Here is a 26,122-nt window from a genome sequence, read left to right on the forward strand (position 1 = left end):
TGGCCGTTCGCTACGGTCGTCTCGTGGTCGTGACAGCGGGAACCTGGTTGGCGCAGTGATCGACTTCCGGTACCACCTCGTCAGCACCATCGCGATCTTCATGGCGCTGGCGCTCGGCATCGTCGTCGGCACGACGCAGCTCAACGACCAGGTGCTCGACAACCTCAAGAGCTCCATCTCGAGCCTCACCAGCGACAAGCGCAACCTCGAGTCCACGACGCGCACCCTGCAGTCCGACGTCAGCGACGCCGACGCCTTCGTCAGCTCGGTCGCGGCGGACCTCGTCGCCGGCACCCTGCAGGGCGAGACGGTCCTCCTGGTCACGGCGCCCGGAGCGCCCTCGGAGCTCGCGGGCGAGCTCGCGCCACTGTTGGAGCAGGCCGGCGCGACCGTGATCGGACGGCTGCGGCTGCAGCCCGCGCTGCTCGACGGCACCCGCGGCCAGGAGCTCGACGACCTGTCGACGCGGGTCCGCCCCCCGGCGACCGAGCTGCCCGCGGGTGAGCCGGTAGACCGGGCCGCCGTGGTCCTCGCCGAGGCGCTCGTCCGGGAGCCCTCCGACACCGGCATCTCCGAGGCCGCAGCGGAGACGGTGCTCGGCGGCTTCGCCGGCGAGGACCTCGTCGACCTCGACCGCGAGCAGGGCGCCGCCCGCCGCGCGACCCTCGCCGTCGTCCTGGTGCCCGCCGCCGGCGAGCAGCCGCCGACGGAGGCCGAGCAGGTCCGCCTGCGCTCGGTCCTCGCCGTCGCCAAGGCCCTCGACGCCCGCTCGCGGGGCGTGGTCGTCGCCGGACCGCTCGACGCCAGTCGCGAGGCCGGTGTCCTCGAGGTGCTGCGCAAGGACGCGGCGCTGTCCGAGGAGGTCTCGGGAGTCGACAGCGTCGACCGCGCCCTCGGGCAGGTCCTCACCGTGCGGGCGCTCGCCGACGAGCTGCGCGGCGTGTCCGGCCGCTACGGCAGCGGGCCCGGCGCCCAGCCGGTCGTGCCGACGCCCGCACCGAGCTGATGCTGCTGCGGGGGGCCGCGCTGGCCGCCGCGCTCCGGCACGGCCTGGCCGCCGTGACCTCGTGGGACAGGACCAACCACAGGGGTACGCCGCTGTCGCTGCTCGCCGGACCGGCCCTCGCCCTGGCCTCCCCGGCCGCCCCCGCAGAGCTGGTCGCCGGTGTCGGCGCGGGCGCCCTGGGGCTCTACGACGACGTCGCCGGGCACCGCGAGTCCGAGCGCTCCGCCAAGGGACTGCGCGGCCATGCCGCCGCGCTGCGTGAGGGCCGCGTCACCGCCGGTGCGGTCAAGGTTGCCGGCCTCGGGGCAGTGGGCGTGCTGGCGGCCGCGGGCCTTCCCCGGCGTACTCCTGCAGACGTCCTCATCGGTGGCGCCGTCGTCGCCGGCACCGCCAACCTGCTGAACCTGCTCGACCTGCGCCCTGGCCGGGCGCTGAAGGTCGCGGCCCTCGGCGGTGCGCTGCTCGGCCAGCCGCAGGTGGTCGGGGCGTCGCTCGCGCTGCTGCCCGAGGACCTGCGCGAGCGGACGATGCTCGGAGACACCGGTGCCAACGCCGTGGGGGCGGTCCTCGGTGTCGGGCTGCTCCGGCGCGTCCCGTCGACAGGGGGGCGGGCGGCCGTGCTGGCCGTGCTGGTCGGGCTGACGTTGGCCAGCGAGCGGGTGTCGTTCTCGGCCGTCATCGACCGCACGCCGGCTCTGCGATGGGTCGACCGGCTCGGTCGGCTGCCGTGAGGACCCAGACGCTGCTGGGTGCGGCCGCGGGCATCGCGGTCGTCACGGTCGCGGCGCGGGTCGTCGGCTTCGGCCGGACCGCGGTCCTGGCGCAGACCGTCGGTGCGTCCGACGTCGGCGACACCTACACCGCCGTCAACGCGCTGCCCAACGTGCTCTTCGAGGTCGCAGCCGGGGGCGCCCTTGCCGCCGTCGCGGTGCCGCTCGTCGCCGGGGCCGTCGCGGCCGGCGACCGCGCGACCGTCGACCGCACCGTGTCGGCGCTGCTGTCGTGGACCCTCGCGGTCCTGCTGCCCGTCGCGCTGGGGTGCGCACTCGCGGCGCCGCTGCTCGTGCGCGGGCTGCTCGGCGACGACGCGACCGGCGCGGGCTCGGTCGACGTCGGTGCCCGGATGCTGCGGGTCTTCGCCCCGCAGGTTGTCCTCTACGGCGTTGCCGTCGTGCTCATCGGCGTCCTGCAGGCGCACCGCCGCTTCCTCGCTGCCGCCCTCGCCCCGCTCGTCTCGAGCCTCGTCGTCATCACCACCTTTCTGCTCTACGCCGGCACCGGCCCGCAGGCCTCGCCCGCCGACCTCACCGACGGCCAGGTGCTGCTGCTCGCCGGCGGCACCACCGCGGGGGTGCTCGCGCTCGCCGCGACCGTCGCCGTCCCGCTGCGCACCACCGGCGTCCGCCTACGCCCCTCGCTGTCCTTCCCGCCGGGGGTCGCGGCCCGGGCCCGCGGCCTGGCCGGCTCCGGCGTCGCCTCGCTGCTCGCCCAGCAGGTCAGCCTGCTCGTCGCGCTGCGCCTCGCCGCTGACGGCGCCGAGGGCACCGTGGTCGTCTACTCCCTCGCGGTCGCGGTCTTCCTGCTGCCCTGGGCAGTCCTCGCGGTTCCGGTCGCGACGTCGGCCTTCCCCCGGATGTCGGAGGCCGCCACGCAGGAGGGCACGGCGTACGCCGAGGTCGTGCGCAGCTCCCTGCGCGCGGCCGTCGGACTGTCGGCGCTCGGTGCCGTCGCGCTGCTGGTCCTCGCCGGACCGGTCGCCGCGCTGCTGCTGCTGTCGGGTGCGCCCGGGCTCGACGACAGCGACGCGCTGCGCGACGCGATCCGCGCCTTCGCGCCGGGGCTGGTCGGCCACGGGGCCGCGGCGGTCCTCGGGCGGGCGCTGCTCGCCGACGGCCGGAGCCGGTCGGCGGCTGCCGGCACCGCGAGCGGCTGGCTCGCGGTCGCCCTCGGGTCGGTCCTGCTGGCGCGGCTCAGCGACCTGTCCACCGCCGTCGCGCTCGGGCTCGCGAGCAGCGCCGGCCTCACCCTCGGCGCCGTCGTGCTCGGGTCGCTGCTCCGGCAGGCCCGCCGTGGCTGACCTCGCGGGCACGCGGGTGCTGCTCGTGCTCGCGACCTCCACCGGGGGAGTGGGCGAGCACGTCCGGTCGCTGGCCGCCGGGTTGTCCGCGCGGGGTGCGACCGTCACGGTCGCGTGCCCGTCGTCGACGCAGGCGGCCTTCGGGTTCGACCGCCACGTCGCGGTGGAGATCGGGTCGCGGCCCGCGCCGTCGGACCTCGCCGTCCTGCGCCGGCTGCGGGCGCTCGCCCGCGACCACGACGTCGTGCACGCCCACGGGCTGCGGGCCGGTGCCCTGGTGCCGCGCGGGTCGGTCGTGACCTGGCACAACGCGCAGCTGACCGGTAGCCCGGTCGGCGCGCTGCTCGAGCGGCTCGTCGCCCGTCGCGCAAGGGTGACCCTGGCGGCCTCGGCAGACCTCGCCGACCGCGCCCGGGAGCTCGGGGCCCGCGACGTGCGGGTCGCGCCGGTGTCGGCCCCTGACCGCGTCGCGACCGGGCGCGACCCCGGGCTCGGCCACCCGCTGGTCCTCGCGATCGGCCGGCTCCACCCGCAGAAGGGCTACGACGTCCTGCTCCGTGCGCTGCCGCTGCTCGGCGACGCGGTCGTCGCGGTCGCGGGTGACGGACCGCTGCGCGGGTCGCTCGAGATGCAGGCGCCGGAGGTGCGCTGGCTCGGTCACCGCGACGACGTCGCAGACCTGCTCGCCGCAGCCGACGTCGTCGTGCTGCCGTCGGTGTGGGAGGCCCGCTCGCTCACCGCGCAGGAGGCGATGCGGGCCGGGCGCCCGCTCGTCGCGACCGCGGTCGGGGGCGTCCCGGACCTCGTCGGTGACGGGGCGGTGCTCGTCGCGCCGGGTGACGCCGACGCGCTCGGTGCCGCCGTGCGCCGGCTGCTCGACGACCCAGCGGCCGCGACTGCGCTGGGGGAGCGGGCCCGGGTCGTCGCCGCGACCTGGCCGACGCCCGACGACGCGGTCGACCTGGTCGTCGCGGCCTACCGCGTGGCGCTCCCATGAGGCGCCTCGCCCCGCGGCTGCTTACAGGACTGGCGGTGACGGGCCTGCTGCTGGTCGGGCTGACGGTCCGCGACGGCAGCGCACACGGCCCCCGCGCGAGCGTCCCCCAGCTGGGTTCGACGGCAAGTCCGACGGCCGGGTCCGTCACCGTCATCGGGGTCCCCGGCCTGCGCTGGTCCGACGTCGACCCGACAGTCACCCCGACCCTGCACGCCCTGGCGCGCAGCTCGGCCGTCGGTTCGCTGTCGGTGAAGGCGCGCCCCTCGGTGAGCTGTGCCGCCGACGGCTTCCTCACCCTCGGAGCGGGCAACCGGGCCGAGGCCTTCGGGGTCGCGTGCGGCAGCGCACCGACGGCCGCGGAGCTGCCCGAGCTGCGTCGTCGCAATGCCGCCACCCGCGACGGCGCGCAGGTCGGACTGCTCGGGTCGGCCCTGCCCGCCACCGACTGCATCACCTGGAACGGCCCGCTGTCCTTCGCCGCCCACGGCCGCCGGGCGGTCTTCCTCGGCGGCGGCACCAGCAGCGACGAGGTGCCGGGCGCGCCGATCCCGCTGCGCTCCACCGCGGGCGCGCAGGGCGGCCTCGGCAGCTGCCGGCTCGCGGTGCTGGAGGCGACGGTCGTCGGAGCGGACGGCTCAGCCCGCCGGGCGGCGGCAGCGGCTGCCGACGCGCTCGTCCGGGAGGTCCGGGCCGCGACCCCGCCGACGGGGGCGCTGCTCGTCGTCGGTGTGAGCGAGGCACCGACCGACGACGACCCCCACCTGCACGTGGCCATCGGCTCCGGGCCTGGGTTCGCGCCAGGCGCGCTGCGGTCGGCCTCGACCCGGCGCGACGCGATGGTGCAGCTCGTCGACGTGGCCCCCACCGTCTTGTCGCTGCTCGGAGTAGCGGTCCCCGACGACGTCATCGGGCAGCCGATGCGGGTCAGCGGCAGCGCGCCGACCCTCGCCGAGCTGGTCGACACCGACCGGCTCGCCACCACCGAGGCCGACGTCCGGGTGCCCTTCTTCGTCGTCTACCTCGGGGTGCTGCTCCTGCTGCTCGGAGCACTCTGGCGCCGGCGACAGGTGGCCCGCGTCGTCGCGCTGACCGGCGCACTGGTGCCTGTCGCGTCGTACGCCGCCAACCTCCTGCCCTGGTGGCGCACGGGTGCACCGCTGGTCTCGCTGCTCGCCCTGTCGGTGGGGCTGGCGCTGGCCGTGGCGCTGCCTGTCAGCCGACTGCGGGGGCGGCTCGCCGCGGTGGCCGTGGTCCTGCTGACGGGCACCGCCGTGGTCCTCGCCGACCTGCTCACCGGGGCGACCCTGCAGCTGTCGTCGGTGGCGGGCTACTCACCGCTGGTCGCCGGTCGCTTCGCCGGGATCGGCAACGTGGCCTTCGGGGTGCTCGCGGCCTGCGCCGTCCTCGGGGTGGCGGCGACCCGGTCGGCACCCGCGGCGGTGCTCGTCGGCGGGCTGGTCGCGGTCGTCGATGGCGCGCCACCGTGGGGCAGTGACGTCGGAGGCGTGCTCGCACTGGCTCCGGCGTACGCCGTGCTCGTGCTCCGGCTCGCGGGGCGGCGGGTCTCGGTGCTGCGGGTCGGGCTGGCCGGGGTCGTGGGTGCGGCGACCGTGGCTGCCTTCGCGGTCGCGGACAGCGCGCGCCCGCCCGACGAGCGGACCCACCTCGGTCGCTTCGCGCAGCAGGTCGTCGACGGCGAGGCCGGGCGGGTGCTCCGACGCAAGGCGGAGGCAGTCTTCGGGCTGCTCTTCCACTCGCCCGTGACCGCGCTGCTGCCGCTGCTCGTGGCCGCGGTGGTGCTCCTCGTCGTGCGGCCACCGGCGCCGCTGCGGGTGGCTTTCGACGACGCCCCGGCGTGGCGGTCGGGGCTGGTCGCGCTCGGTGTGGCGTGCCTGATCGGCTTCGCGCTCAACGACAGCGGCGCGGCGGTGCCGGCTCTCGCGCTGGTCGTCGCGCTGCCGGCGACCGCTGCGGTGGTGCTGTCCGGCGCGCCTCGACGCGAAGGGGTGCCGGACCGTTAGAGTGGACTTCCGTGCAGCGGCCTGCGGGGTCGCTCTCGAGCACGGGAGATCCGAGTGGTCCGAGCGAGCCAGACCTGCCACCTGTTCGTCACCGGCGGCGTCGCCTCGTCGCTCGGCAAGGGGCTCACCGCCTCCTCGCTCGGGCGGCTGCTGAAGGCGCGCGGCCTGCGCGTGACGATGCAGAAGCTCGACCCCTACCTCAACGTCGACCCCGGGACGATGAACCCGTTCCAGCACGGCGAGGTCTTCGTGACCGACGACGGGGCGGAGACCGACCTCGACGTCGGTCACTACGAGCGGTTCCTCGACGAGGACCTGCACGGCGACGCCAACGTCACGACCGGGCAGGTCTACAGCGCGGTCATCGCCAAGGAGCGCCGCGGGGAGTACCTCGGCGACACCGTCCAGGTCATCCCGCACATCACCGACGAGATCCGCAACCGGATCACCAGCCTCGGTGGGCCTGACGTCGACGTGGTCATCACCGAGGTCGGTGGCACCGTCGGCGACATCGAGTCGCTGCCCTTCCTCGAGGCCGCCCGCCAGGTCCGCCAGGAGGTCGGCCGCGACCGCTGCTTCTTCCTGCACGTCTCGCTCATCCCCTACATCGGCCCGTCGGGGGAGCTGAAGACCAAGCCGACGCAGCACTCCGTGCAGGCGCTGCGCACCATCGGCATCACGCCGGACGCGATCGTGTGCCGCTCCGACCGCCCGATCCACGCCGGCATCAAGAACAAGATCGCGGCGATGTGCGACGTCGACGTCGAGGCCGTCGTCTCCGCCGTCGACGCGCCGTCGATCTACGACATCCCGAAGGTGCTGCACGCCGAGGGCCTCGACGCCTACGTCGTCCGTCGGCTGGGGCTGCCCTTCCGCGACGTCGACTGGCGCGACTGGGACCAGCTGCTGCAACGGGTCCACGCGCCCGCCAAGGAGCTGACGGTCGCCCTTGTCGGGAAGTACGTCGACCTGCCCGATGCCTACCTGTCGGTGACCGAGGCGCTGCGGGCCGGCGGCTTCGCCAACGACGCGAAGGTGCACATCCGCTGGGTCACCTCCGACGACTGCGAGACCCCCGAGGGCGCGCGCAAGGCGCTCGAGGGCGTCGACGGCGTCCTCGTGCCGGGCGGTTTCGGCGTACGCGGGATCGAGGGCAAGCTCGGGGCGATCACCTACGCGCGGACCGAGAAGATCCCGACGCTGGGGCTGTGCCTCGGCCTGCAGTGCATGGTGATCGAGGTGGCCCGGTCGCTCGCCGGCATCGAGAAGGCCAACAGCGCGGAGTTCGACCCGGCGTCGCCGGACCCGGTCATCGCGACGATGGCCGACCAGGAGGACGTCGTCGCCGGTGAGCGCGACATGGGCGGCACGATGCGGCTCGGCCTGTGGCCGACCAAGCTGCTGTCCGGGTCGGTGGCCGCCGGTGCCTACGGCGACGAGCCCGCGACCGAGCGGCACCGTCACCGCTACGAGGTCAACAACGCCTACCGTCCCGCCCTCGAGGCCGCCGGCCTGGTCTTCTCCGGCACCTCGCCGGACGGTGGCCTGGTGGAGATCGCCGAGCTGCCCGCCGACGTGCACCCGTTCTTCGTCGGGACGCAGGCCCACCCGGAGTTCCGCTCCCGCCCGACCCGCGCGCACCCGCTCTTCCGCGCCTTCGTGGCCGCCGCCTGCGACCGCGCCGACGGCCGGATGCTCCCGCTCCAGTAGCCCACGACTGCGCTCGAGGTCCTGACACGCGGGACTCGGGCGCAGCGCGAACACACCCGAAGTGCAACGATCCGGACACCCCTCAACCGGACGGAGCCCGTCGATGCGTGCCACCCGACTCCTGCTGCCCCTGATCGTCCTCGGTCTCGTCGGTGCCCTGCCGGCGCAGCCGGCCGCGTCGGCCCCACCCGGCGACGTGCGCATCGAGGTGCTGTCCGGACGGGGTGACCTCGTCACCGGCGGGGACGCGCTGCTGAAGGTTGTCCTACCGGCAGGCGCGAGCGCTACCGGGCTGCGCGTCGACGACGACGGACGCGACGTCACCGCCGCCTTCGGGGCGGACGGGCTCGGCCTGGTGACGGGCCTCGCGAAGGGGCGCAACGTCGTACGTGCTGTGCTGCCCGACGGGCGGGGGGCCCGCATCACGCTGACCAACGCACCGATCGGCGGGCCCGTCTTCAGCGGTCCGCAGATCCAGCCCTGGGGCTGCACCGAGGGGGCTCTCGACGCGCAGTGCAACCGCCCTGCCACCGTGACGTTCTCCTACCTGCCGACGGGTGGTGCGGCGCTACAGCCCTACGACCCGGAGAACCCGCCGTCCGACGTGTCGACGACGACCACCGACGAGGGCAACGAGGTTCCTTTCATCGTCCGGGAGGAGACCGGTGTCAGCGTCCGCGACGAGTACCGCATCGCGGCGCTGTTCGACCCGACGAAGCCGGTCGACCCGACCGCCGACAACCCCGGGTTCGCCCACAAGCTCGTCCTCACTCACGGCGCCAGCTGCGACACGGAGTACGCCATGGGGACCGCCCCCGACGTGCTGCTCACCGATGCCCTGTCGCAGGGCTTCGCTGTTGCCTCGCACGCCCTCGACAACGCCGGCCACAACTGCAGCCTGGTCACACAGGCCGAGTCGCTGGTCGTCACCAAGGAGATGGTCGCGGAGCGCTTCGGCCCGATCGACTACACCATCGGCAGCGGCTGCTCGGGCGGCTCGCTCGTGCAGCAGCAGGTCGCCAACGCCTACCCCGGCGTCTACCAGGGCATCACCCCGCAGTGCAGCTTCACCGACGCGTGGAGCTCGGCCCAGCAGTACGTCGACTACGTCGGCTTGCGGGCCTACCTGGAAGGGCCCGGCCTCGCCGAGGGCATCACCCCCGTGCAGTGGCCGGTCATCGTCGGCCACGCCAACCCGGTCAACCAGATCAGCTTCACGACCGCGATCCCGAACTCCGGCGACCCGAGCCGTTCGTGCTCCGGCGTGCCAGCCGCGGACGTCTTCAGCGCGACCAACCCTGACGGTGTGCGCTGCTCCTTCCAGGACTACATGGTCAACGTCTTCGGCACGACGCCCGACGGCAAGGCCCGCCGACCCATCAGCAACGTCGGCGTGCAGTACGGCCTGTCGGGCCTGCTCGCCTTCCTCGACCCGGCGTCGGCCACCGACCCGACCCGGCCGCCGCTGACCCCCGCGCAGTTCGTCGCTCTCAACGCCGGCGTCGGCGGCTTCGACATCGACTTCGAGCCGATCGCGGCGCGCACCGTCGCCGACCCGATCGCGCAGGACCGGGTCTACCGGAGCGGCGCGGTCAACACGGGCGCGCACCTCGACGAGGTCGCGATCATCGACCTCGGCGGTCCCGAGCCCGGTGCCTTCCACGACGTCTACCGCAAGCACTCGATGCGGGCCCGTCTGATCCGCGAACACGGCGACGCCGACAACCAGGTCTTCTGGGAGGGCCAGACGCCGCTGCTCGGCGACGTGTCCTTCGTCGACGACTCGATCCGGGCCATGGACGAGTGGCTCGCCGCGGTGCAGGCCGACACCAGCGCGCTGCCGCTGGCCGACAAGATCGTCGCGGCGAAAGCGGTGGCAGGGGTGACGGAGCGCTGCGTCGCGGTCGACGGCCAGGACGTCCCGCTGGCGTTGTGCGACACGACGGTCGACCCGACCATCTTCTCCTCGCCCCGCATCGAGGCCGGCGGGGGCGACCCGAAAGTCGGCTTCACCGACGACCGGCTCGACTGCCAGACGGTGCCGCTCACGTCCTTCACCTGGGCGGGCCAGGCCTTCGCCGCCGTCTTCACCGCTGCCGAGCAGACCGCCCTCCAGCAGACCTTCCCCGACGGGGTCTGCGACTACAGCCGCCCCGGCAAGGGCTTCCAGGCCGCGACGACCTGGCTCACCTACCAGGACGCGTCGGGTGCCGTGATCTACGGCGGCCGACCGCTCGGCGCCGCGCCGGTGTCGGTGCCCTTCCGTCCGGCCGGGTCTGTGACCGGCCCGGTGACCGGACCGGTCGTGGCGCCGACGCTGCCGACCACCGGTGGGTCGACGGCCCTCGGGCTGGGGGCGCTCGTGCTGCTCGGCGCCGCGCTGGTGCTGCGCCGCGGACGTCGGTCGCCGACGCCCTGACCCCCGACGCTCCGACCGGCCTGGCACGATCGTCGGCATGAGTGCGCCGCACGACCACCGGGTCGTCACCACCGACCGGGTCTACGACGGCCGCGTCATCGCGGTCCGTCGCGACGTCGTGAGCATGCCGGGGGAGACGACCTCGCAGCGCGACGTCGTCGAGCACCCCGGCGCGGTCGGCGTGGTCGCTCTCGACGACGACGGCCGGGTGCTGCTGGTCTCGCAGTACCGCCACCCGGTCCGGCGCCGGCTCGAGGAGCTGCCCGCCGGTCTGCTCGACGTCTCCGGTGAGCCGGCGCTGCTCGCCGCCCAGCGCGAGCTCGCCGAGGAGGCGGGGCTCGGGGCCACGACCTGGCACGTCCTCGTCGACGCCCTGACCTCGCCCGGGATGACCGATGAGGCGATCCGGCTCTTCCTCGCCCGCGACGTCCACCCGGTCGAGCGGCAGGTCCAGGAGCACGAGGAGGCCGACCTCACGACCGAGTGGGTCGCGTTGGAGGAGGGCGTACGACGGGTGCTCGCGGGCGAGATCGAGAACGCCATGTGCTGCCTCGGGCTGCTGGCTGCGGACCGGGCGGCACAGTCGGGCTTCGCGGGGCTGCGGCCGGCCGACGCGCCCTGGCCCGCCCGTCCGGTCACCGCCGGCTGACCGACGGCTCTCGTCGTACGACGTCTCTCTCCCGGGTGGCGTCACCGGCGCTCTGCGCCGCTAGGCTCGCTGCGCCGCACCACCCCGCGGCCCCCTGTCTCCGCGCCCGACCGGCGCGGCCTGCCCACGCCCTGGAGGCACGCTCGTGAAAGTCGGCATCCCGCGCGAGGTCAAGGACCACGAGTACCGCGTCGCGATCACGCCCGCGGGTGTCCGCGAGCTCGTCGCCCACGGCCACTCGGTGGCGGTCGAGAAGGACGCCGGCGTCGGGTCCTCGATCACCGACGACGAGTTCGTCGCCGCCGGTGCCTCCATCGTCGGGACGGCCGACGACGTGTGGGCCGACGCGGAGCTGGTGCTGAAGGTCAAGGAGCCGGTGGCCTCGGAGTACCACCGGATGCGTCGCGACCAGGTGCTGTTCACCTACCTGCACCTCGCCGCGTCGAAGGCGTGCACCGACGCGATGCTGGCCTCCGGGGTCACGGGCGTGGCCTACGAGACGGTGCAGCTCGCCGACCGCTCGCTGCCGCTGCTCGCGCCGATGTCGGAGGTCGCGGGCCGGATGGCGCCGCAGGTCGGCGCCCACTGCCTCGAGCGCGGCGCGGGTGGCCGCGGTGTCCTGATGGGCGGCGTCTCCGGGGTCTACGCCGCGAAGGTCGTCGTGATCGGTGCGGGCGTCTCCGGCATGAACGCCGCCGCGATCGCGCTCGGCATGCAGGCCGAGGTGCTGCTGCTCGACCGCAACGTCGCGCGGCTGCGCGAGGTCGACCGCATCTACCAGGGCCACATGCAGACCGTCTGCAGCAACACCTTCGAGATCGAGCGGGCCGTCCTCGACGCCGACCTCGTCATCGGCGCGGTGCTCGTGCCCGGTGCCAAGGCGCCGACCCTGGTCTCCGACGAGCTCGTCGCCGCGATGAAGCCGGGCTCGGTGCTCGTCGACATCTCCGTCGACCAGGGTGGCTGCTTCGAGTCGACCCGGCCGACGACGCACTCCGACCCGACCTTCGAAGTCAACGGCTCGCTGTTCTACTGCGTCGCCAACATGCCGGGCGCTGTCCCGCACACGTCGACCTACGCGCTGACCAACGTCACGCTGCCTTACGCGCTCGAGATCGCGAACCGCGGGCTCGCCGGCGCGGTCGCGGCCGACCCGGCGCTCGCGCCCGGGGTCAACACGGTGTCGGGCTCGCTCGTCTACGGCCCGGTCGCCGAGGCGCACGGCCTGCCGCTGGTCGACCTCGCGAGCGTGCTCGCCTGACACCGGTGAGCCCTGGCTCGCGGGTGGCGTCGCGGGTGGTGTCGGCGTACCTCGACCATCTCGCCGTGGAGCGCGGGCTCGCGGCCAACACGCTGTCGTCGTACCGCCGCGATCTCTCCCGCTACACCGCGTGGCTGGGGGAGCGCGGGCTCGACACGGTGACGGAGGCCGATGTGGCCGGCTTCCTGGCGTCGCTGCGGACCGGGTCGGAGTCGCACCCGCCGCTGTCGGCGACCTCGGCCGGCCGGGCGGTCGTCGCGGTCCGCGGCCTGCACCGCTTCGCGCACCGGGAGGGGCTCACCGCGGGCGACCCCGCGCGGGAGGTCCGCCCGCCGGCGGCGGTGCGTCGGCTGCCCAAGGCGCTGCCGGTCGAGCACGTCGTCGCGCTGCTGGAGGCGGCGGGTGCGGGGGAGGGGCCGCGGCCGCTGCGCGACCGCGCGCTGCTCGAGCTGCTCTACGGCACGGGAGCCCGGATCTCGGAGGCGGTCGGGTTGGCCGTCGATGACGTCGACGACGTCTCGGGGCTGGTGCGGCTCGACGGCAAGGGCGGCAAGCAGAGGGTCGTGCCGGTGGGGTCCTTCGCGCTGGGGGCGCTGTCGGCCTACCTCGTGCAGGGCCGGCCGGCGCTGTCGGCCGCCGGTTCGGGGACGTCGGCGCTGTTCCTCAACGCCCGCGGTGGTCGGCTGTCGCGCCAGAGCGCCTGGACGGTGCTGCGGGCGGCTGCGGTCCGGGCGGGCTGGGAGTCCTCCCGGGTCGAGGGGCTGTCGCCGCACGTGCTCCGGCACTCCTTCGCGACGCACCTGCTCGACGGCGGGGCCGACGTCCGGGTCGTGCAGGAGCTGCTCGGGCACGCCTCGGTCACGACGACCCAGGTCTACACACTGGTCACCGTCGACCGGCTGCGCGAGGTCTACGCGACCGCGCACCCACGCGCGCTGGCCTAGCGCGCCGGCTCGGCCCGCGCGGGGCACCGCGCGTCGGTGGCCGGCTCGCTACGCACACCTCGTGGTTTCCACAGTCAGGGGACACCGTCCACAGGGATTGCCCACAGGTCCTCCGGCGTGTCGTCCACACCTTATCCCCAGGACGTGGTCGCAGGTTCGACAGACCCAACGTCGCGGTCGTAGAGTCCGGCCCGTCCCGTCGGCATGTGCGTTCGGCGAGAAGTCACATGAGCGGTTCGTCGTTAGGGAGGCACACAGACATGTCGACAAGTGCGGGAGCGCACCACATCCCGGTGTCGTTAGCTGCGGGTGAGGCCGACGGCCTCGGCCCGACCGGCCGGGTCCGGCCGCACTTCCCGGAGCCGCCGCCGCTCGACCGGCACGGACCGGCCCGCATCCTGGCCATGTGCAACCAGAAGGGCGGCGTCGGCAAGACCACGTCGACGATCAACCTGGGCGCCGCGCTGGCCGAGACCGGGCGACGGGTGCTCTTGGTCGACCTCGACCCGCAGGGCGCGCTGTCCGTGGGCCTGGGCGTCAACCCGCTCCAGCTGGACCGCACCGTCTACAACCTGCTCATGGAGCGCGACGTCACCGTCGACGACGTGATGCTGAAGACCAACATCGCAGGCATGGACCTGCTGCCGAGCAACATCGACCTGTCGGCCGCCGAGGTGCAGCTGGTCAACGAGGTGGCCCGCGAGCAGACCCTGCTGCGGGTGCTGACCCCGGTCTTGGACGACTACGACATCGTCCTCATGGACTGCCAGCCCTCGCTCGGCCTGCTCACCGTCAACGCGCTCACGGCCGCCCATGGAGTGATCATCCCGCTGGAGTGCGAGTTCTTCGCACTTCGCGGTGTGGCCCTGCTCATCCAGACCATCGAAAAGATCCAGGAACGGCTCAACCCTCGACTTGAGCTTGAGGGAATTCTGGCCACGATGTACGACGCACGCACGCTCCATGGTCGGGAGGTGCTCGCCCGCGTTGTCGAGGCGTTCGGCGATCGGGTCTTCCACACCGTGATCAACCGCACCGTGCGCTTCCCCGAGACCACCGTCGCGGGCGAGCCGATCACCACCTACGCATCGAGCTCCGCCGGAGCCGGTGCGTACCGCGACCTGGCCAGAGAGGTGCTCGCCCGATGAGCCGACGCAGCAGCCTGCCCGGAGCCGACGAGCTGTTCCGCACGACCGGACCGGAGCGTTCCGCGGGCACCCGGTCCGCCGCGGAGCGCCCCGACGACGGGGACGGGCCCGACACCGGCCTGGCGGCCGTCGAGGCGGCCCTGTCCACCCTGCCGGTGGGTGGGTCCACGAGCGGGCCGTCCGCTGCCGTCGCCGATGCGGCGCCGTCCGTCGTATCGACTGCTGGTCTCGGCGGCAACGACGACCTCGTCGACAGCCGTCAGCCGGCGGGCTCGGTCCGCCACACCGGGATCCGGCGCCGCCCGCGGGCGGTCGGGGACCGCCGACCGAGCGGGCGCGAGCGCCACGACGAGAAGATCACGGTCTACGTCTCCGCCGAGGAGCTCATGGACCTCGAGCACGCCCGCCTGGCGCTGCGCGGCGAGCACGGCCTGGTCGCCGACCGCGGTCGGATCGTCCGCGAGGCGCTGGCCGTCGTCCTGGCCGACCTCGAGGCCAAGGGCGACGCCAGCATCCTGGTACGCCGCCTCACGGGCCGCTGAGGGCCGACTGAGGGCCGACTGAGCGGCCTGACCGGCCCACCCGACCCCCTCCCGACCCGGCTCACCCGACGGCCGTCTGAGGCGGTCTGAGGCCGCCTGACCGACACCCGGCCCGGACCCTGGCACGCTAGAGGGGTGCTCTACGCCCTCGGCGACCTCACGTCGTTCCTCCTGCTGCTTGTCGCGACCGTGGTCGCGCTCACGCTGCACGGCTGGCTGACGGCAGTGCTGTGCGCCCGCGTAGGTGACCGGCAGGTCATCGCGGAGGGACGTTCAGTGCCTGACCCGCGCCGCCAGATCGACCCGTTCGGGGCGATCGGGGCGCTCGTGGGCGGTGTCGGATGGTCACGCGGTGTGGCAACGCCTGCGCGCCATCGCAGGTCAGCCGTGCTGCTCACCACGCTCGTGCCTGCAGGTGTGCTCCTCGTCCTCGGCCTGGCGCTGCTCGTCGGATGGCGCCTCGTCTCGGGGTTGTCGCTGCCCGCGGGCGCCGACGTCTCGCTCCTGCTTCGCGAGCAGACCCCCTTCGTGCCCGTCGGAGAGCTCGCCCTGCTGCTGACCGGCGCGGTGTTCCTGGTCAACGGGCTGCTCAGCCTCCTTCCGCTACTGCCTCTCGCGGGCGGGCGGTTGCTGTTCGCGCTCGCTCCCCGCTCCCGGGGGTGGCAGCAGGCCGAGCACCAGCTGGGCGAGCGCAACATCGGGACCGTCGTCCTTCTCGCCCTGTGCCTGTTCGTCACCTCCGTGCCGCTGCTGCCGGCGGTCCTCGACGCGATCGCGGGCCCGCTCGCCGCCCTGGCGACCGGTGGCTGAGGTGACCGAGGTGCCGGGAGAGGCCGCACCGAGCGCTCCTGGCGTCTCGCTCCCGCTGGCGGCGACTGGCTTCTCGGTGCACCTCGACGTCTTCGAGGGCCCCTTCGACCTGCTGCTCCAGCTCATCAGCAAGCACCAGCTCGACGTCACCGAGGTGGCGCTGTCGAAGGTCACCGACGAGTTCATCGCCCACATCCGGGCGCTCGGTCAGGAGTGGGACCTCGGCCAGGCGACCGAGTTCCTCGTGGTCGCGGCCACCCTGCTCGACCTCAAGGCCGCGCGGCTGCTCCCGTCGGCCGAGGTCGAGGACGAGGACGACCTGGCGCTGCTCGAGGCCCGCGACCTGCTGTTCGCCCGGCTGCTGCAGTACCGCGCCTACAAGCAAGCAGCCGCTCACCTGGCCGGCCTGCTCGCCGCTGAGTCGCGGCGCTTCCCGCGGCAGGTCTCGCTCGAGCCGCGTTTCGCAGGACTGCTCCCGGAGGTCCTGCTCGGCCTCGGGCCGCAGGAGTTCGCCGCGATCGCCGCGCGGGCGATGACGCCCCGGGCCGAGCCCGAGGTCGCGGTGGACCACGTCCACGGCGGGACGGTGAGCGTGCGCGAGCAGACCGCTCTGCTGCACGAGCGGCTCCGTCGTACCGGCGGGGGCTCCTTCCGCAACCTCACGGCGGACTGCCAGGGCACCCTCGAGGTCGTCGCCCGCTTCCTGGGCCTGCTGGAGCTGTTCCGCGAGGGTCTGGTGGCCTTCGAGCAGGTCGAGGCGCTCGGTGAGCTGCACGTGCGCTGGACCGGTGGCGACGACCGCGCCGTGGGCGAGGCGACCGAGGATGGGGGAGCGGCTGCCGGGGCTGCTGCGGGCGCGGAGTGGGACGAGCCGTTGGGTGGGCCGGACGACGACGCGGCGCCGTCGTCCAGTGCGAATGGAGGGCGCCGATGAGCGTGAATGAGGACGACATGACTCCAGATCCCTATGCCGACACGTCGACATCCGACGGGATCGCGCAGGACCACGCGACGACAGCGGGCGCGAGCGAGGAGGCGGGTCCGGCCGAGGACGTCGGCGAGGACGTCGGCGAGGACGAGGGACTCGCGCCGCATGCCGGTCCCGACGAGCTGTTCGAGCCGGCGGACCTGCCACCGCTGCGCGCCGCGCTGGAGGCCGTCCTGCTGGTCACGGACGAGCCGGTGCCCGCAGTGACCCTCGCCCAGGTCGTCGAGCGCCCCACCGACGAGGTGGAAGCGGTCCTGGCCGAGCTCGCCCAGGAGTACGTCGAGACCGGCCGAGGCTTCGAGCTGCGCACCGTGGCCGGCGGCTGGCGCCTCTACACCCGCGCCGACTGCGCGCCCTACGTCGAGCGCTTCGTCCTCGACGGCCAGCAAGCCCGGCTGACCCAAGCCGCCCTCGAGACCCTCGCCGTCATCGCCTACCGCCAGCCGGTGAGCAAGGCGCGGGTGTCCGCGGTCCGCGGGGTCAACGTCGACGGCGTGGTGCGCACGCTCGTTGCCCGCGGTCTGGTCGTGGAGGCAGGCCAGGACGGCGAGACCGGTGGGACGCTGTTCCGTACGACCAACGTGCTCCTGGAGAAGCTCGGGCTCCAGTCGCTGGAGGACCTACCCTCCCTTGCTCCCCTCCTCCCCGAGTTGTCAGACATCGAGTTCGACTCGACGTCGACCTGAGATCGAGAGATTCCCCCTGTGAAGGACCACCAGAACGACTCCACGCACGGCGATGCCGACGGCATCCGACTGCAGAAGGTGCTTGCCCAGGCAGGCCTCGGCTCGCGGCGCGCGTGCGAGGTCCTCATCGGTGAGGGCCGGGTCTCGGTCGGCGGTGAGACGGTGCTGGAGCAGGGCCGGCGGGTCGACCCCGAGACCGATGTCATCAGGGTCGACGGGATGCGCATCAACACCACGAGCGGTCTGGTGCACCTCGCCATCAACAAGCCTCGGGGGGTCGTCACCGCGATGACCGATCCCGAGGGGCGACCGTGCGTGGGCGACATGGTGCGGGACCGCAAGGAGCGGCTGTTCCACGTCGGGCGGCTCGACAGCGAGACCGAGGGGCTGCTGCTGCTCACCAACGAGGGGGAGCTGGCGCACCGGCTGTCGCACCCGTCCTACGAGGTCCCCAAGACCTACCTCGCGGAGGTCCTTGGTCCGATCGCGCGCGACGTGGGGCGGCGCCTCAAAGCAGGAGTGGAGCTCGACGACGGCATCGCGCGGGTCGATGAGTTCAAGCTGGTGAGCTCCACGGGCAACCGGGTGCTGCTCGAGGTCGTCCTGCACGAGGGGCGCAAGCACATCGTTCGCCGCCTTCTGGACGAAGTGGGCCATCCTGTCCAGCGGCTGGTCAGGACCTCCGTGGGGCCGGTGCAACTGGGGATCCAGCGCTCCGGGCGCATCCGGGCCGTCACCCGAGAGGAGCTTGCCGGCCTCTACGCGCTGGTGGGCATGTAGCGCCTCCCTCAGCAACTCGCCCGCTTCTCAGGGGTGGCGCTGCCACATCCGCAGCTCGTCTCGGCGGCGCTGCTGCACCTGTGTCACCCGCGTGCCGTGCGTAGGCCTGCCCGACGTCGACCAGCAGAGGCCAGCCCTGGCGGCGCGGGGCTCCTCGCCGCCCCTGCGCTCCTGCGCTCCGGACGCTTCTGCGTCGAGTGGGTCGCGTGCCCTCACAGCCCTCGACGACAGCGACGCTCGCCGGCCTGACGGGTGCACCGGCGGTCTGGGACAAGCGCCTCGGCGGGCACCTCCTGACCTCGAACAGCGGCAGGGCATGGCGTCCTGTCGACCCCCCGTCACGGTGCTCCGCCCCCGACCGGACGATGTGTCGTCGCGGCGCTGCATAGAACCGTCGACGTCATTCTTTCACGGTATGTAGATAAAACGAGAACACGAGATGTCGGGTACGAGTCCGGAAGCACGATCGGGAGCGGATCCCGGACTTCGGCGAGATTCATCTTTTTGTCGATAAGCCTCAGCGTGGCGAGTTGGACAGTCGGCGGTCGGCCCTGATGCGCTTGGAAGCCATTAGATCGACAAAACGCGAAAGCGTTTCATCGTGGAAGGGTTCTAGTGCTGACGAGACACACCGACACCCCTACAGACAGACTTGGGGTGACATGGCTATGGTCTGGTCTGACACGAGGAGGTGGGCGGTATCGCCACGCGAGCAGTACGCGGCGCGATCCAGGTCGATGCGGACGAGCGCGACCAGGTCCTGGCTGCGACGACCGAACTCCTCACCGAGGTGCTGGTCCGCAACGCGCTCACCCCCGAGGACCTCATCAGCGTGGTGTTCACGGCCACCCCCGATCTGGTCTCGGAGTTCCCTGCCTACGCCGCCCGGCAGATGGGGATCACCGACGTCCCCCTGCTGTGTGCCACGGAGATCTCCGTCCCCGGGGCCATGGCTCGCGTCTTGCGGCTGCTGGCACACGTCGATACCGAGCGTCCGCGCGCAGAACTGCGTCACGTGTACCTGCGTGGAGCGGCCCAGTTGCGAACGGACCTCCCCCAGTGAGCCTCCCGTTCCCTCACCGGTCGCCTGCGGCCGCCTTGTCCTCGCCACCCAGAGGTCACGAGCTCTCCGGCGCTGGGGTCATTGCAGGGCCCGCACGCTCCGGGAGTGCCGTTGCCACGACGAGGCCGGAACGGTCGGCGCTGGCGCTGGCGCCGGCAATGCGCTCCGGGCGACACCCCGCCGTCGGCTCCGCAGCTGTCGCTGACCCTGCGCCGCTGATCGTCAGGACGCTCTCCGTGAGGGACTGCCTGACCTCCTTAGCGATCTCTCTGTGACAGCTGGGCCCGACCAGGCGTAGTTGCACGGATGCACCTCACACAGAGATCGAGTCACACAGGCCAAGCAGACTCGATCTCAGGCGCACGTCGAGACCTGCACCTGAGCGTTGTGCAGCGGTAGAAGGTGCGGGAGTCCACCGACGTCCTGTGCCAGGCCGCACAACGCGGCAAGTCCCCGACGGCCGCGTGCCGGGAGTCGGCTCGCACAGCGGGCAGGTCGGGGCTCGCCACCGGGGCGGCTCCCGGCAGACCCCGGAAGTGCGGCCCGCCGGCTGAGTACGCTCCACGGCGACCGAGTTCGCTCCGGTGAGTCACCGAGCCCGCGCGGGTCGACAGAGCAGCTCCACAGACGTTCAGACGCGTACGGGACGCCTCCAGGCGGCGGCAGGGCTCACCAAGCGCTCGTCAGCAGGTCACCAGCAGGTTCACAGCAGGTCCAGAACGGGTCCACAACGCAGGGAGCGACGTGACGCAGCGCAGCGTGGCCGGGCCGACGCGGGTGGTCGCCCTCGACGGTCCGTCGGGGTCGGGGAAGAGCACCGTGGCCCGGGGGGTCGCACGCGCGCTGGGCTGGCGCTACCTGGACACGGGGGCGACCTATCGGGCCGCCACGCTGGCCGTGCTCCGGGCTGGGGCGGACCCCACCGACCGTGCCGCAGTCGTGGCCGCGGTCCACAGCGCGCGCATCGAGGTGGCGACCGACCCAGACCAGCCGGGCATCTGCTTGGACGGCGAGGACGTCGCCGCGGCCATCCGAACCGCCGATGTCACCGCAGCGGTGAGTGCGGTGAGCGCGGTCTCCGAGGTTCGCGACCTGCTGGTCGCACGTCAGCAGGAGCTCATCGGAGACGGTGCGGTGGTCGTCGAGGGTCGCGACATCTGCGCGGTCGTCGCACCAGCGGCGCTGGTCAAGGTCTACCTCGACGCCGACCCGCTGGTGCGGGCCGCGCGTCGGGCGGGCGACAGTGACGCAGGGGTCGTGGTCACCGGACCGCCGGGTGCGCCGGAGGCCACGGCGGAGGCTCTCGTGGCCACGGTGGCCGCCGATCTCGCGCGCCGCGACGCGTTGGACAGCTCGCGGACGGTGAGCCCGCTCGAGGCCGCCCCCGACGCCGTCCACATCGATGCGAGCCACCTCGGCGCCGAGGAGGTCGTCGCGGCTGTCCTGTCGCTCGTCGACGACGCCGGGCTGCGGATCTGAGCTACATCTCAATGAGTCCAGAAGTCGACAAGTCGGGTCCGCAAGGCGGCCGTGCGGTGGCCACCGGCACGCCCCGGCCTGCCCTCATCGCGTTCACCCGCGCCTGGGGTCGGTTGCTCGCCCGGACGATCTTCCGCTTCGAGGTGACCGGCGCCCAGCACGTGCCGACGCAGGGCGCGGTCATCCTGGCCGGCAACCACAGCGGCCTGCTCGACGGTCCGCTCGTCTACTTCACGAGCCCGAGGGCGCCCGTCCTTCTCGCCAAGGCGGAGCTCTTCGTCGGCCCGTGGGCCCGCGCGCTCGGCTGGCTCGGGCAGGTCCCGGTGCACCGCGGGCAGCCCGACCGGGCTGCTCTCAAGGCGGGGCTGGCCCAGCTCGCCCGGGGAGGCGTCCTGGGCGTCTTCCCCGAGGGGACGCGCGGCAGCGGTCAGCTCGAGCAGGTCGCCCACGGCTTGGCCTATCTCGCCCTGCGTTCGGGCGCCCCCGTCGTACCCCTGGCGGTCGTGGGAACCGCCGGCGCCTGGCCCAAAGGGCGCCGCCTGCCCCGGCTGCGGGCGCCCGTGCGCGTGGCCTTCGGGCCGCCGATCACGCTCGACGTCGAGGGCGACCCGCGTGCACGGCGTACCGTAGGGGTCGCCGCGGAACAGCTGCGGCTCGCGCTTGTGGATCACCTGCGCACCACCACAGGGGAGAGCGCATGACCAGCCACGAGCCGGGGACCGATCCGAGCAGCGAGGCACCGCAGCCGGTCCTCGCTGTCGTGGGTCGCCCCAATGTCGGCAAGTCGACACTGGTGAACCGCATCCTGGGACGCCGCGAGGCCGTCGTCGAGGACGTGCCGGGCGTGACCCGCGACCGGGTCACCTACGACGCGCAGTGGCGCGGCCGCCGCTTCACCGTGGTCGACACCGGCGGGTGGGACCCCGACGCGGACGGCCTGGCGAAGGCGGTCAGCGCCCAGGCGGAGGTCGCGGTCGCCGCGGCCGACGCGGTGCTGTTCGTCGTCGATGCGACCGTCGGTGCGACCGACAGCGACGAGGCCGTCATCCGCGTGCTGCGCAAGGCCAAGAAGCCGGTCGTGCTGGTGGCCAACAAGGTCGACGACGCCCGCGCGGAGTCCGACGCGGCAGAGCTGTGGTCGCTCGGCCTGGGTGAGCCGCACAGCGTGTCGGCCCTGCACGGGCGCGGCAGCGGTGACCTGCTCGACGTCATCCTCGAGGCGCTGCCCGAGACACCCGCCGACCGTGACGACGAGGAGGGCGGCCCGCGCCGGGTCGCGCTGCTCGGACGCCCGAACGTGGGCAAGTCCAGCCTGCTCAACCGGCTCACCGGCGAGCAGCGGGTGCTCGTCGACAGCGTCGCCGGCACGACCCGGGACCCGGTCGACAGCCTCGTGGAGGTGGGCGGCGAGATCTGGAAGTTCGTCGACACCGCCGGTCTGCGCAAGCGCGTCGCGCACGCCTCCGGTGCGGAGTACTACTCCAGCCTGCGCACCCAGGCCGCGCTCGACGCCGCCGAGGTCGCGGTCGTCCTGCTCGACGCGAGCGAGCCGATCAGCGAGCAGGACCAGCGGGTCATCGCGATGGTCGTCGATGCCGGCCGCGCCCTCGTCATCGCCTACAACAAGTGGGACCTCGTCGACGAGGACCGTCGCCCCCAGCTGGCGAAGGAGATCGACCGCGAGCTCGCCCGCGTCACCTGGGCCCCTCAGCTCAACGTCTCGGCGCTCACCGGCCGCTCGGTCGACAAGCTCGCGACGTCGCTCCACGTCGCCCTCAACGGCTGGGAGACCCGCGTCCCCACCGCCCGCCTCAACGCCTGGATCACCGAGCTCACCCAGGCCACGCCGCCGCCGGTGCGCGGCGGCAAGCAGCCCAAGGTGCTGTTCGCCACGCAGGCCTCGACCCGGCCGCCCAAGTTCAAGCTCTTCACCAGCGGCTTCCTCGAGGCGGGTTATCGCCGCTTCATCGAGCGGCGGCTGCGCGAGGACTTCGGCTTCGCCGGCACCCCGATCGAGATCTCGGTCCAGGTCCGAGAGAAGGGCAAGCGGACGGGCTGATCCGCTAGGGTGTGTCCGCACGTCACCGCATCATCCGCGGGCTGTAGCGCAGCTTGGTAGCGCACCTGACTGGGGGTCAGGGGGTCGCAGGTTCAAATCCTGTCAGCCCGACGTCTGCGGGCCTGGGTCGTCCGCGAGGACGACCCAGGCCTCGCTCAACCGGGCACCGTCGTGGCCGTAGCGGGTGCTGCCGGGTCGGTCGGGAGCACCGACGGTACGACGCAGGGCCTCGCCGCCGCACCGTGTCGGGGTCGACGGGCGCACGGTGTGTAGGGTCCGGCACGTGGCGACCGCGACGGAGCACAGCCCGTCCGACCGCATCTGGACGGTGCCCAACCTGCTGTCCGCGCTGCGACTGGCCGGCGTACCGCTGTTCCTCTACTGGGTGCTGGTCACCGAGCAGGACGGCCGGGCCATCCTGCTGCTGATGGCGGCGGGCGCCAGCGACTACTTCGACGGCAAGATCGCGCGCAAGTACGGGCAGTTCTCCCGCCTGGGGCAGCTGCTGGACCCTGCTGCGGACCGGCTCTACATCCTCGCCACCCTGCTCGCGCTCGTCGTCCGTGACGGGTTGCCCCTGTGGTGGGCTCTGGTGTTGATCGGCCGTGACGTGGCCTTGGCCTTCACGATCCCGGTCCTGCGCAACGTCGGCTACGGGCCGTTGCCGGTGCACTTCCTCGGCAAGGCCGCGACGTTCAACCTGCTCTACGCCTTCCCGATGCTGCTCGCCGCCCTGCCGGACCAGGACGACACGCTCGCGACGGTCTTCCGGCCACTGGGTTGGGCCTTCGCGACGTGGGGGAGCGTCCTCTACCTGTGGGCCGGCGTGCTCTACGCCGTGCAGGTCAGGCACGTGGTGCGTGCGGCGCGCGCGGAGGGCGGCGAGACGTGAGAGCGGTCGTCATGGCTGGGGGCGAAGGGACGCGCCTACGGCCGATGACGGCCAACCAGCCCAAGCCCCTGCTCCCGGTCGCGAACCGACCGATCATGGAGCACGTGCTGCGGCTGCTCAAGCGGCACGGCTTCGACGAGACCGTCGTGACGGTGCAGTTCCTGGCCTCCCTCGTGCGGAGCTACTTCGGCGACGGCGGTGACCTCGGGATGCACCTGTCCTACGCGACGGAGGAGACCCCGCTGGGCACGGCAGGATCGGTGAAGAACGCCGAGGACGCCCTGCGTGACGACAGCTTCGTCGTGATCTCCGGTGATGCGCTCACCGACATCGACCTCACCGCGCTGGTCGCGGCCCATCGCGAGCGCGGTGCGCTGGTGACGGTCTGCCTCACCCGGGTGCCCGACCCGCTGGAGTTCGGCATCGTCATCACCGACGAGGAGCAGCGCATCGAGCGCTTCCTCGAGAAGCCGACCTGGGGTCAGGTGTTCTCCGACCAGGTCAACACCGGCATCTACGTCATGGAGCCTGAGGTCTTCGCGCACGTCGCGGCCCGCGAGGTCGTCGACTGGTCCGCAGACGTCTTCCCGGCTCTGGTCGCCGCGGGTGCGCCGGTCTACGGCTATGTCGCCGATGGCTACTGGGAGGACGTCGGCACGCATGAGTCCTACCTTCGGGCGCAGGCCGATGTGCTCAACCGTCATGTAGACGTCGAGATGGATGGCTTCGAGCTGTCTCCTGGGGTCTGGGTGGGAGAGGGGGCGGAGGTCGATCCCGAGGCGGTGCTGTCCGGACCCCTCCTGATCGGTGACTACGCCAAGGTCGAGGCCGGGGCGGAGCTGCGCGAGTACACCGTGCTGGGGTCCAACGTCGTCGTGAAGGGCGGCGCCTTCCTGCACCGCGCCGTCGTGCACGACAACGCCTTCATCGGCGCCCAGGTGACGCTGCGCGGCTGCGTCATCGGCAAGAACACCGACGTCATGCGGGCAGCGCGCATCGAGGAGGGTGCGGTCGTCGGCGACGAGTGCGTCGTGGAGCAGGAGGCGTTCGTCTCGAGCGGGGTCAAGGTCTATCCCTTCAAGACCATCGAGGCCGGCGCGGTCGTCCACACCTCGGTCATCTGGGAGTCGCGCGGGACGTCGTCGTTGTTCGGGCCCCGAGGGGTGTCGGGCCTGGTCAACGTCGAGATGACCCCGGAGTTCGTGGTCCGGCTGGCGTCGGCCTTCGCCACCACGCTCCAGAAGGGCACGGTCGTGACGACCTCGCGCGATGCGTCGCGCGCTGCCCGCGCCCTCAAGCGGGCGGTCATCGCGGCGCTCACCGCGTCCGCGATCGACGTCCGGGACCTCGAGGTCACACCGCTGCCGATCACCCGCTTCGAGACCTCGCGCAGCGACGCCGTCGGCGGCGTCGTCCTGCGCACGACCCCGGGGGACCCGCAGTCGATCGACGTGGTCTTCCTCGACGCCGACGGCTCGGACCTCTCGCCTGCTGCGCAGCGGCGGCTTGAGCGGGTGTTCGCCCGACAGGAGTTCCGGCGGGCGTTCCCGGGGGAGATCGCCGAGCTCTCCTTCCCGGCGCGGACCGTGGAGACCTATGCGCAAGAGCTCCTGCGGAACGTCGACGTCAGCGGGGTGGCCGAGGCGCACCTCAAGGTGGTCCTCGACACCGCGGGGGGCGCAGCCGCCCTCGTGCTGCCCACGCTGCTCGGCCGGCTGGGCGTCGACGTGCTCACCGTCAACGGCAGGTTGAGCGAGACCTCGACGACCGAAACGCTCACCGAGCACCTCCACGACCTCGAGCGGCTAGGCGCCCTCGTCGCCAGCTCGGGGGCGGCCTTCGGCGTGCGCTTCGACCACCTCGCCGAGCGCATCGCGCTGGTCGACGACCGCGGCGAGCTCGTCCATGACGACCGCGCGCTGCTGGTCGTGCTGGACCTCGTCGCCGCGGAGCGGGGCCGCGGTGGCGCGATCGCCCTGCCGGTGACCACCACGCGTGTCGCGGAGCAGGTCGCCGCCTTCCACGGCACCGGCATCGTGTGGACGGCGACGTCCCCCGACGACCTCACCCGGTGCGCCCGGGGCGACGGCGTCGTCCTCGCCGGCGACGGCAGGGGCGGCTTCGTCGTCCCTGAGCACGGCTCCGGGATCGACGGTCTGGCGGCGTTCGTCCGGCTGCTCGGTCTCGTGGCGCGCACCCGGCTGTCGCTGTCGGAGATCGACGCGCGCATCCCCCTCGCGCACGTCCTGCGTCGTGACGTCGCGACGCCCTGGGCCGCCAAGGGCACCGTGATGCGCGTCGTCATGGAGGCAGCGGGGTCCCGCGAGGTCGACACCACCGACGGCGTGCGCGTCGTCGAGCCGGACGGCTCCTGGGCGCTCGTGCTCCCCGACCCCACCCAGGCCGTGACGCACCTGTGGGCCGAGGCCGCCACGCCGGTCGCGGCCGCGGCCCTGCTGGACAGCTGGACCGCGGTGGTGGAGGCCGTTGCCGTGTGAGCGACCTGAGGGGCGCGGGTCCGCGTCGTCCAGGTGACGCACGGGTGGGGCAGGATGAGCCGGTGCGCCCCACCCCTCCCTCGTCGCCCCCGG

Annotated in this window: 22 protein-coding genes, 1 tRNA gene and 1 pseudogene; 23 read left to right on the forward strand and 1 reads right to left on the reverse strand. The window is 73.0% G+C overall.

Annotated features, from left to right (window positions below; translation table 11 throughout):
* Positions 1-55: 55 nt before the first annotated feature.
* The 21 genes and pseudogenes from Q8R60_10005 to Q8R60_10105 all read left to right on the forward strand — a co-directional run bounded on the left by Q8R60_10005 (position 56) and on the right by Q8R60_10105 (position 22,750).
* The gene (locus Q8R60_10005; protein ID MDP3712800.1) at positions 56-1,006 is read left to right on the forward strand and encodes a copper transporter; all 951 of its coding nucleotides are present in this window, start codon (positions 56-58) and stop codon (positions 1,004-1,006) included.
* A complete protein-coding gene (locus Q8R60_10010) occupies positions 1,006-1,737 on the forward strand; it encodes a hypothetical protein (protein ID MDP3712801.1) in 732 nt (243 codons plus the stop codon). Before Q8R60_10005 ends, Q8R60_10010 begins: the two co-directional genes overlap by 1 nt.
* A complete protein-coding gene (locus Q8R60_10015; protein MDP3712802.1) occupies positions 1,734-3,083 on the forward strand; it encodes a lipid II flippase MurJ in 1,350 nt (449 codons plus the stop codon). Before Q8R60_10010 ends, Q8R60_10015 begins: the two co-directional genes overlap by 4 nt.
* The gene (locus tag Q8R60_10020; GenBank protein ID MDP3712803.1) at positions 3,076-4,080 is read left to right on the forward strand and encodes a glycosyltransferase family 4 protein; all 1,005 of its coding nucleotides are present in this window, start codon (positions 3,076-3,078) and stop codon (positions 4,078-4,080) included. Before Q8R60_10015 ends, Q8R60_10020 begins: the two co-directional genes overlap by 8 nt.
* Complete coding sequence (locus tag Q8R60_10025; GenBank protein ID MDP3712804.1) at positions 4,077-6,101, forward strand: hypothetical protein; 2,025 nt, start codon at positions 4,077-4,079, stop codon at positions 6,099-6,101. The genes Q8R60_10020 and Q8R60_10025 overlap by 4 nt, the downstream gene beginning before the upstream one ends.
* 54 nt (positions 6,102-6,155) lie before the next feature.
* Entirely contained in the window at positions 6,156-7,811 is a 1,656-nt protein-coding gene (locus Q8R60_10030) for a CTP synthase (GenBank protein ID MDP3712805.1), read from the forward strand.
* Between the two features lie 103 nt (positions 7,812-7,914).
* Entirely contained in the window at positions 7,915-10,230 is a 2,316-nt protein-coding gene (locus Q8R60_10035) for a DUF6351 family protein (GenBank protein MDP3712806.1), read from the forward strand.
* 37 nt (positions 10,231-10,267) lie between these two features.
* On the forward strand, positions 10,268-10,879 hold the full coding sequence (locus tag Q8R60_10040) for an NUDIX hydrolase (protein MDP3712807.1): 612 nt from the start codon (positions 10,268-10,270) through the stop codon (positions 10,877-10,879).
* Positions 10,880-11,024: 145 nt separating this feature from the next.
* Complete coding sequence (gene ald / locus Q8R60_10045) at positions 11,025-12,140, forward strand: alanine dehydrogenase (protein ID MDP3712808.1); 1,116 nt, start codon at positions 11,025-11,027, stop codon at positions 12,138-12,140.
* Positions 12,141-12,163: 23 nt separating this feature from the next.
* The gene (locus tag Q8R60_10050) at positions 12,164-13,084 is read left to right on the forward strand and encodes a site-specific tyrosine recombinase XerD (GenBank protein MDP3712809.1); all 921 of its coding nucleotides are present in this window, start codon (positions 12,164-12,166) and stop codon (positions 13,082-13,084) included.
* Between the two features lie 260 nt (positions 13,085-13,344).
* Positions 13,345-14,232, forward strand: coding sequence for a ParA family protein (locus tag Q8R60_10055; GenBank protein ID MDP3712810.1), 888 nt, complete (start codon positions 13,345-13,347; stop codon positions 14,230-14,232).
* Entirely contained in the window at positions 14,229-14,774 is a 546-nt protein-coding gene (locus Q8R60_10060) for a hypothetical protein (GenBank protein MDP3712811.1), read from the forward strand. The genes Q8R60_10055 and Q8R60_10060 overlap by 4 nt, the downstream gene beginning before the upstream one ends.
* A gap of 135 nt (positions 14,775-14,909) precedes the next feature.
* Entirely contained in the window at positions 14,910-15,584 is a 675-nt protein-coding gene (locus Q8R60_10065; protein MDP3712812.1) for a hypothetical protein, read from the forward strand.
* Between the two features lie 10 nt (positions 15,585-15,594).
* Positions 15,595-16,518 carry a segregation/condensation protein A gene (locus tag Q8R60_10070; protein MDP3712813.1) on the forward strand — a complete coding sequence of 308 codons (924 nt, stop codon included), beginning with the start codon at positions 15,595-15,597 and terminating at the stop codon, positions 16,516-16,518.
* On the forward strand, positions 16,515-17,258 hold the full coding sequence (gene scpB / locus Q8R60_10075; protein MDP3712814.1) for an SMC-Scp complex subunit ScpB: 744 nt from the start codon (positions 16,515-16,517) through the stop codon (positions 17,256-17,258). The genes Q8R60_10070 and scpB overlap by 4 nt, the downstream gene beginning before the upstream one ends.
* Before the next feature lie 57 nt (positions 17,259-17,315).
* Positions 17,316-18,038, forward strand: a pseudogene (locus Q8R60_10080) (pseudouridine synthase).
* Between the two features lie 691 nt (positions 18,039-18,729).
* Positions 18,730-19,101 (forward strand): chorismate mutase, encoded by a 372-nt coding sequence (gene aroH, locus Q8R60_10085; protein MDP3712815.1) that lies wholly within the window; start codon positions 18,730-18,732, stop codon positions 19,099-19,101.
* A gap of 744 nt (positions 19,102-19,845) precedes the next feature.
* The gene (gene cmk, locus Q8R60_10090) at positions 19,846-20,580 is read left to right on the forward strand and encodes a (d)CMP kinase (protein MDP3712816.1); all 735 of its coding nucleotides are present in this window, start codon (positions 19,846-19,848) and stop codon (positions 20,578-20,580) included.
* Between the two features lie 56 nt (positions 20,581-20,636).
* Positions 20,637-21,281, forward strand: a complete 645-nt coding sequence (locus tag Q8R60_10095; protein ID MDP3712817.1) for a lysophospholipid acyltransferase family protein — start codon at positions 20,637-20,639, stop codon at positions 21,279-21,281.
* Entirely contained in the window at positions 21,278-22,639 is a 1,362-nt protein-coding gene (gene der / locus Q8R60_10100) for a ribosome biogenesis GTPase Der (protein MDP3712818.1), read from the forward strand. Before Q8R60_10095 ends, der begins: the two co-directional genes overlap by 4 nt.
* Before the next feature lie 37 nt (positions 22,640-22,676).
* Positions 22,677-22,750: transfer RNA gene (locus tag Q8R60_10105), tRNA-Pro, on the forward strand.
* On the opposite strand, the gene Q8R60_10110 is transcribed toward Q8R60_10105, so the two are convergent.
* Positions 22,742-22,903, reverse strand: coding sequence for a hypothetical protein (locus Q8R60_10110; protein ID MDP3712819.1), 162 nt, complete (start codon positions 22,901-22,903; stop codon positions 22,742-22,744). The two genes, Q8R60_10105 and Q8R60_10110, sit on opposite strands and share 9 nt — an antisense overlap.
* Before the next feature lie 19 nt (positions 22,904-22,922).
* Here Q8R60_10110 and Q8R60_10115 point away from each other — a divergent pair, with 19 nt between their 5' ends.
* Positions 22,923-23,531, forward strand: a complete 609-nt coding sequence (locus Q8R60_10115) for a CDP-alcohol phosphatidyltransferase family protein (GenBank protein MDP3712820.1) — start codon at positions 22,923-22,925, stop codon at positions 23,529-23,531.
* A gap of 11 nt (positions 23,532-23,542) precedes the next feature.
* Entirely contained in the window at positions 23,543-26,029 is a 2,487-nt protein-coding gene (locus Q8R60_10120) for a mannose-1-phosphate guanyltransferase (protein ID MDP3712821.1), read from the forward strand.
* Positions 26,030-26,122 lie beyond the last annotated feature (93 nt).

The sequence above is a fragment of the Mycobacteriales bacterium genome, from assembly GCA_030697205.1.
Lineage (GTDB): Bacteria > Actinomycetota > Actinomycetes > Mycobacteriales > SCTD01 > JAUYQP01.

Coding starts and splice junctions, on each gene's coding strand:
- Q8R60_10010 (MDP3712801.1), top strand. CDS start 1,006: ATGCTGCTGCGGGGGGCCGCGCTGGCCGCCGCGCTCCGGCACGGCCTG.
- Q8R60_10025 (MDP3712804.1), top strand. CDS start 4,077: ATGAGGCGCCTCGCCCCGCGGCTGCTTACAGGACTGGCGGTGACGGGC.
- Q8R60_10035 (MDP3712806.1), top strand. CDS start 7,915: ATGCGTGCCACCCGACTCCTGCTGCCCCTGATCGTCCTCGGTCTCGTC.
- Q8R60_10040 (MDP3712807.1), top strand. CDS start 10,268: ATGAGTGCGCCGCACGACCACCGGGTCGTCACCACCGACCGGGTCTAC.
- Q8R60_10055 (MDP3712810.1), top strand. CDS start 13,345: ATGTCGACAAGTGCGGGAGCGCACCACATCCCGGTGTCGTTAGCTGCG.
- Q8R60_10060 (MDP3712811.1), top strand. CDS start 14,229: ATGAGCCGACGCAGCAGCCTGCCCGGAGCCGACGAGCTGTTCCGCACG.
- scpB (MDP3712814.1), top strand. CDS start 16,515: ATGAGCGTGAATGAGGACGACATGACTCCAGATCCCTATGCCGACACG.
- der (MDP3712818.1), top strand. CDS start 21,278: ATGACCAGCCACGAGCCGGGGACCGATCCGAGCAGCGAGGCACCGCAG.
- Q8R60_10120 (MDP3712821.1), top strand. CDS start 23,543: ATGGCTGGGGGCGAAGGGACGCGCCTACGGCCGATGACGGCCAACCAG.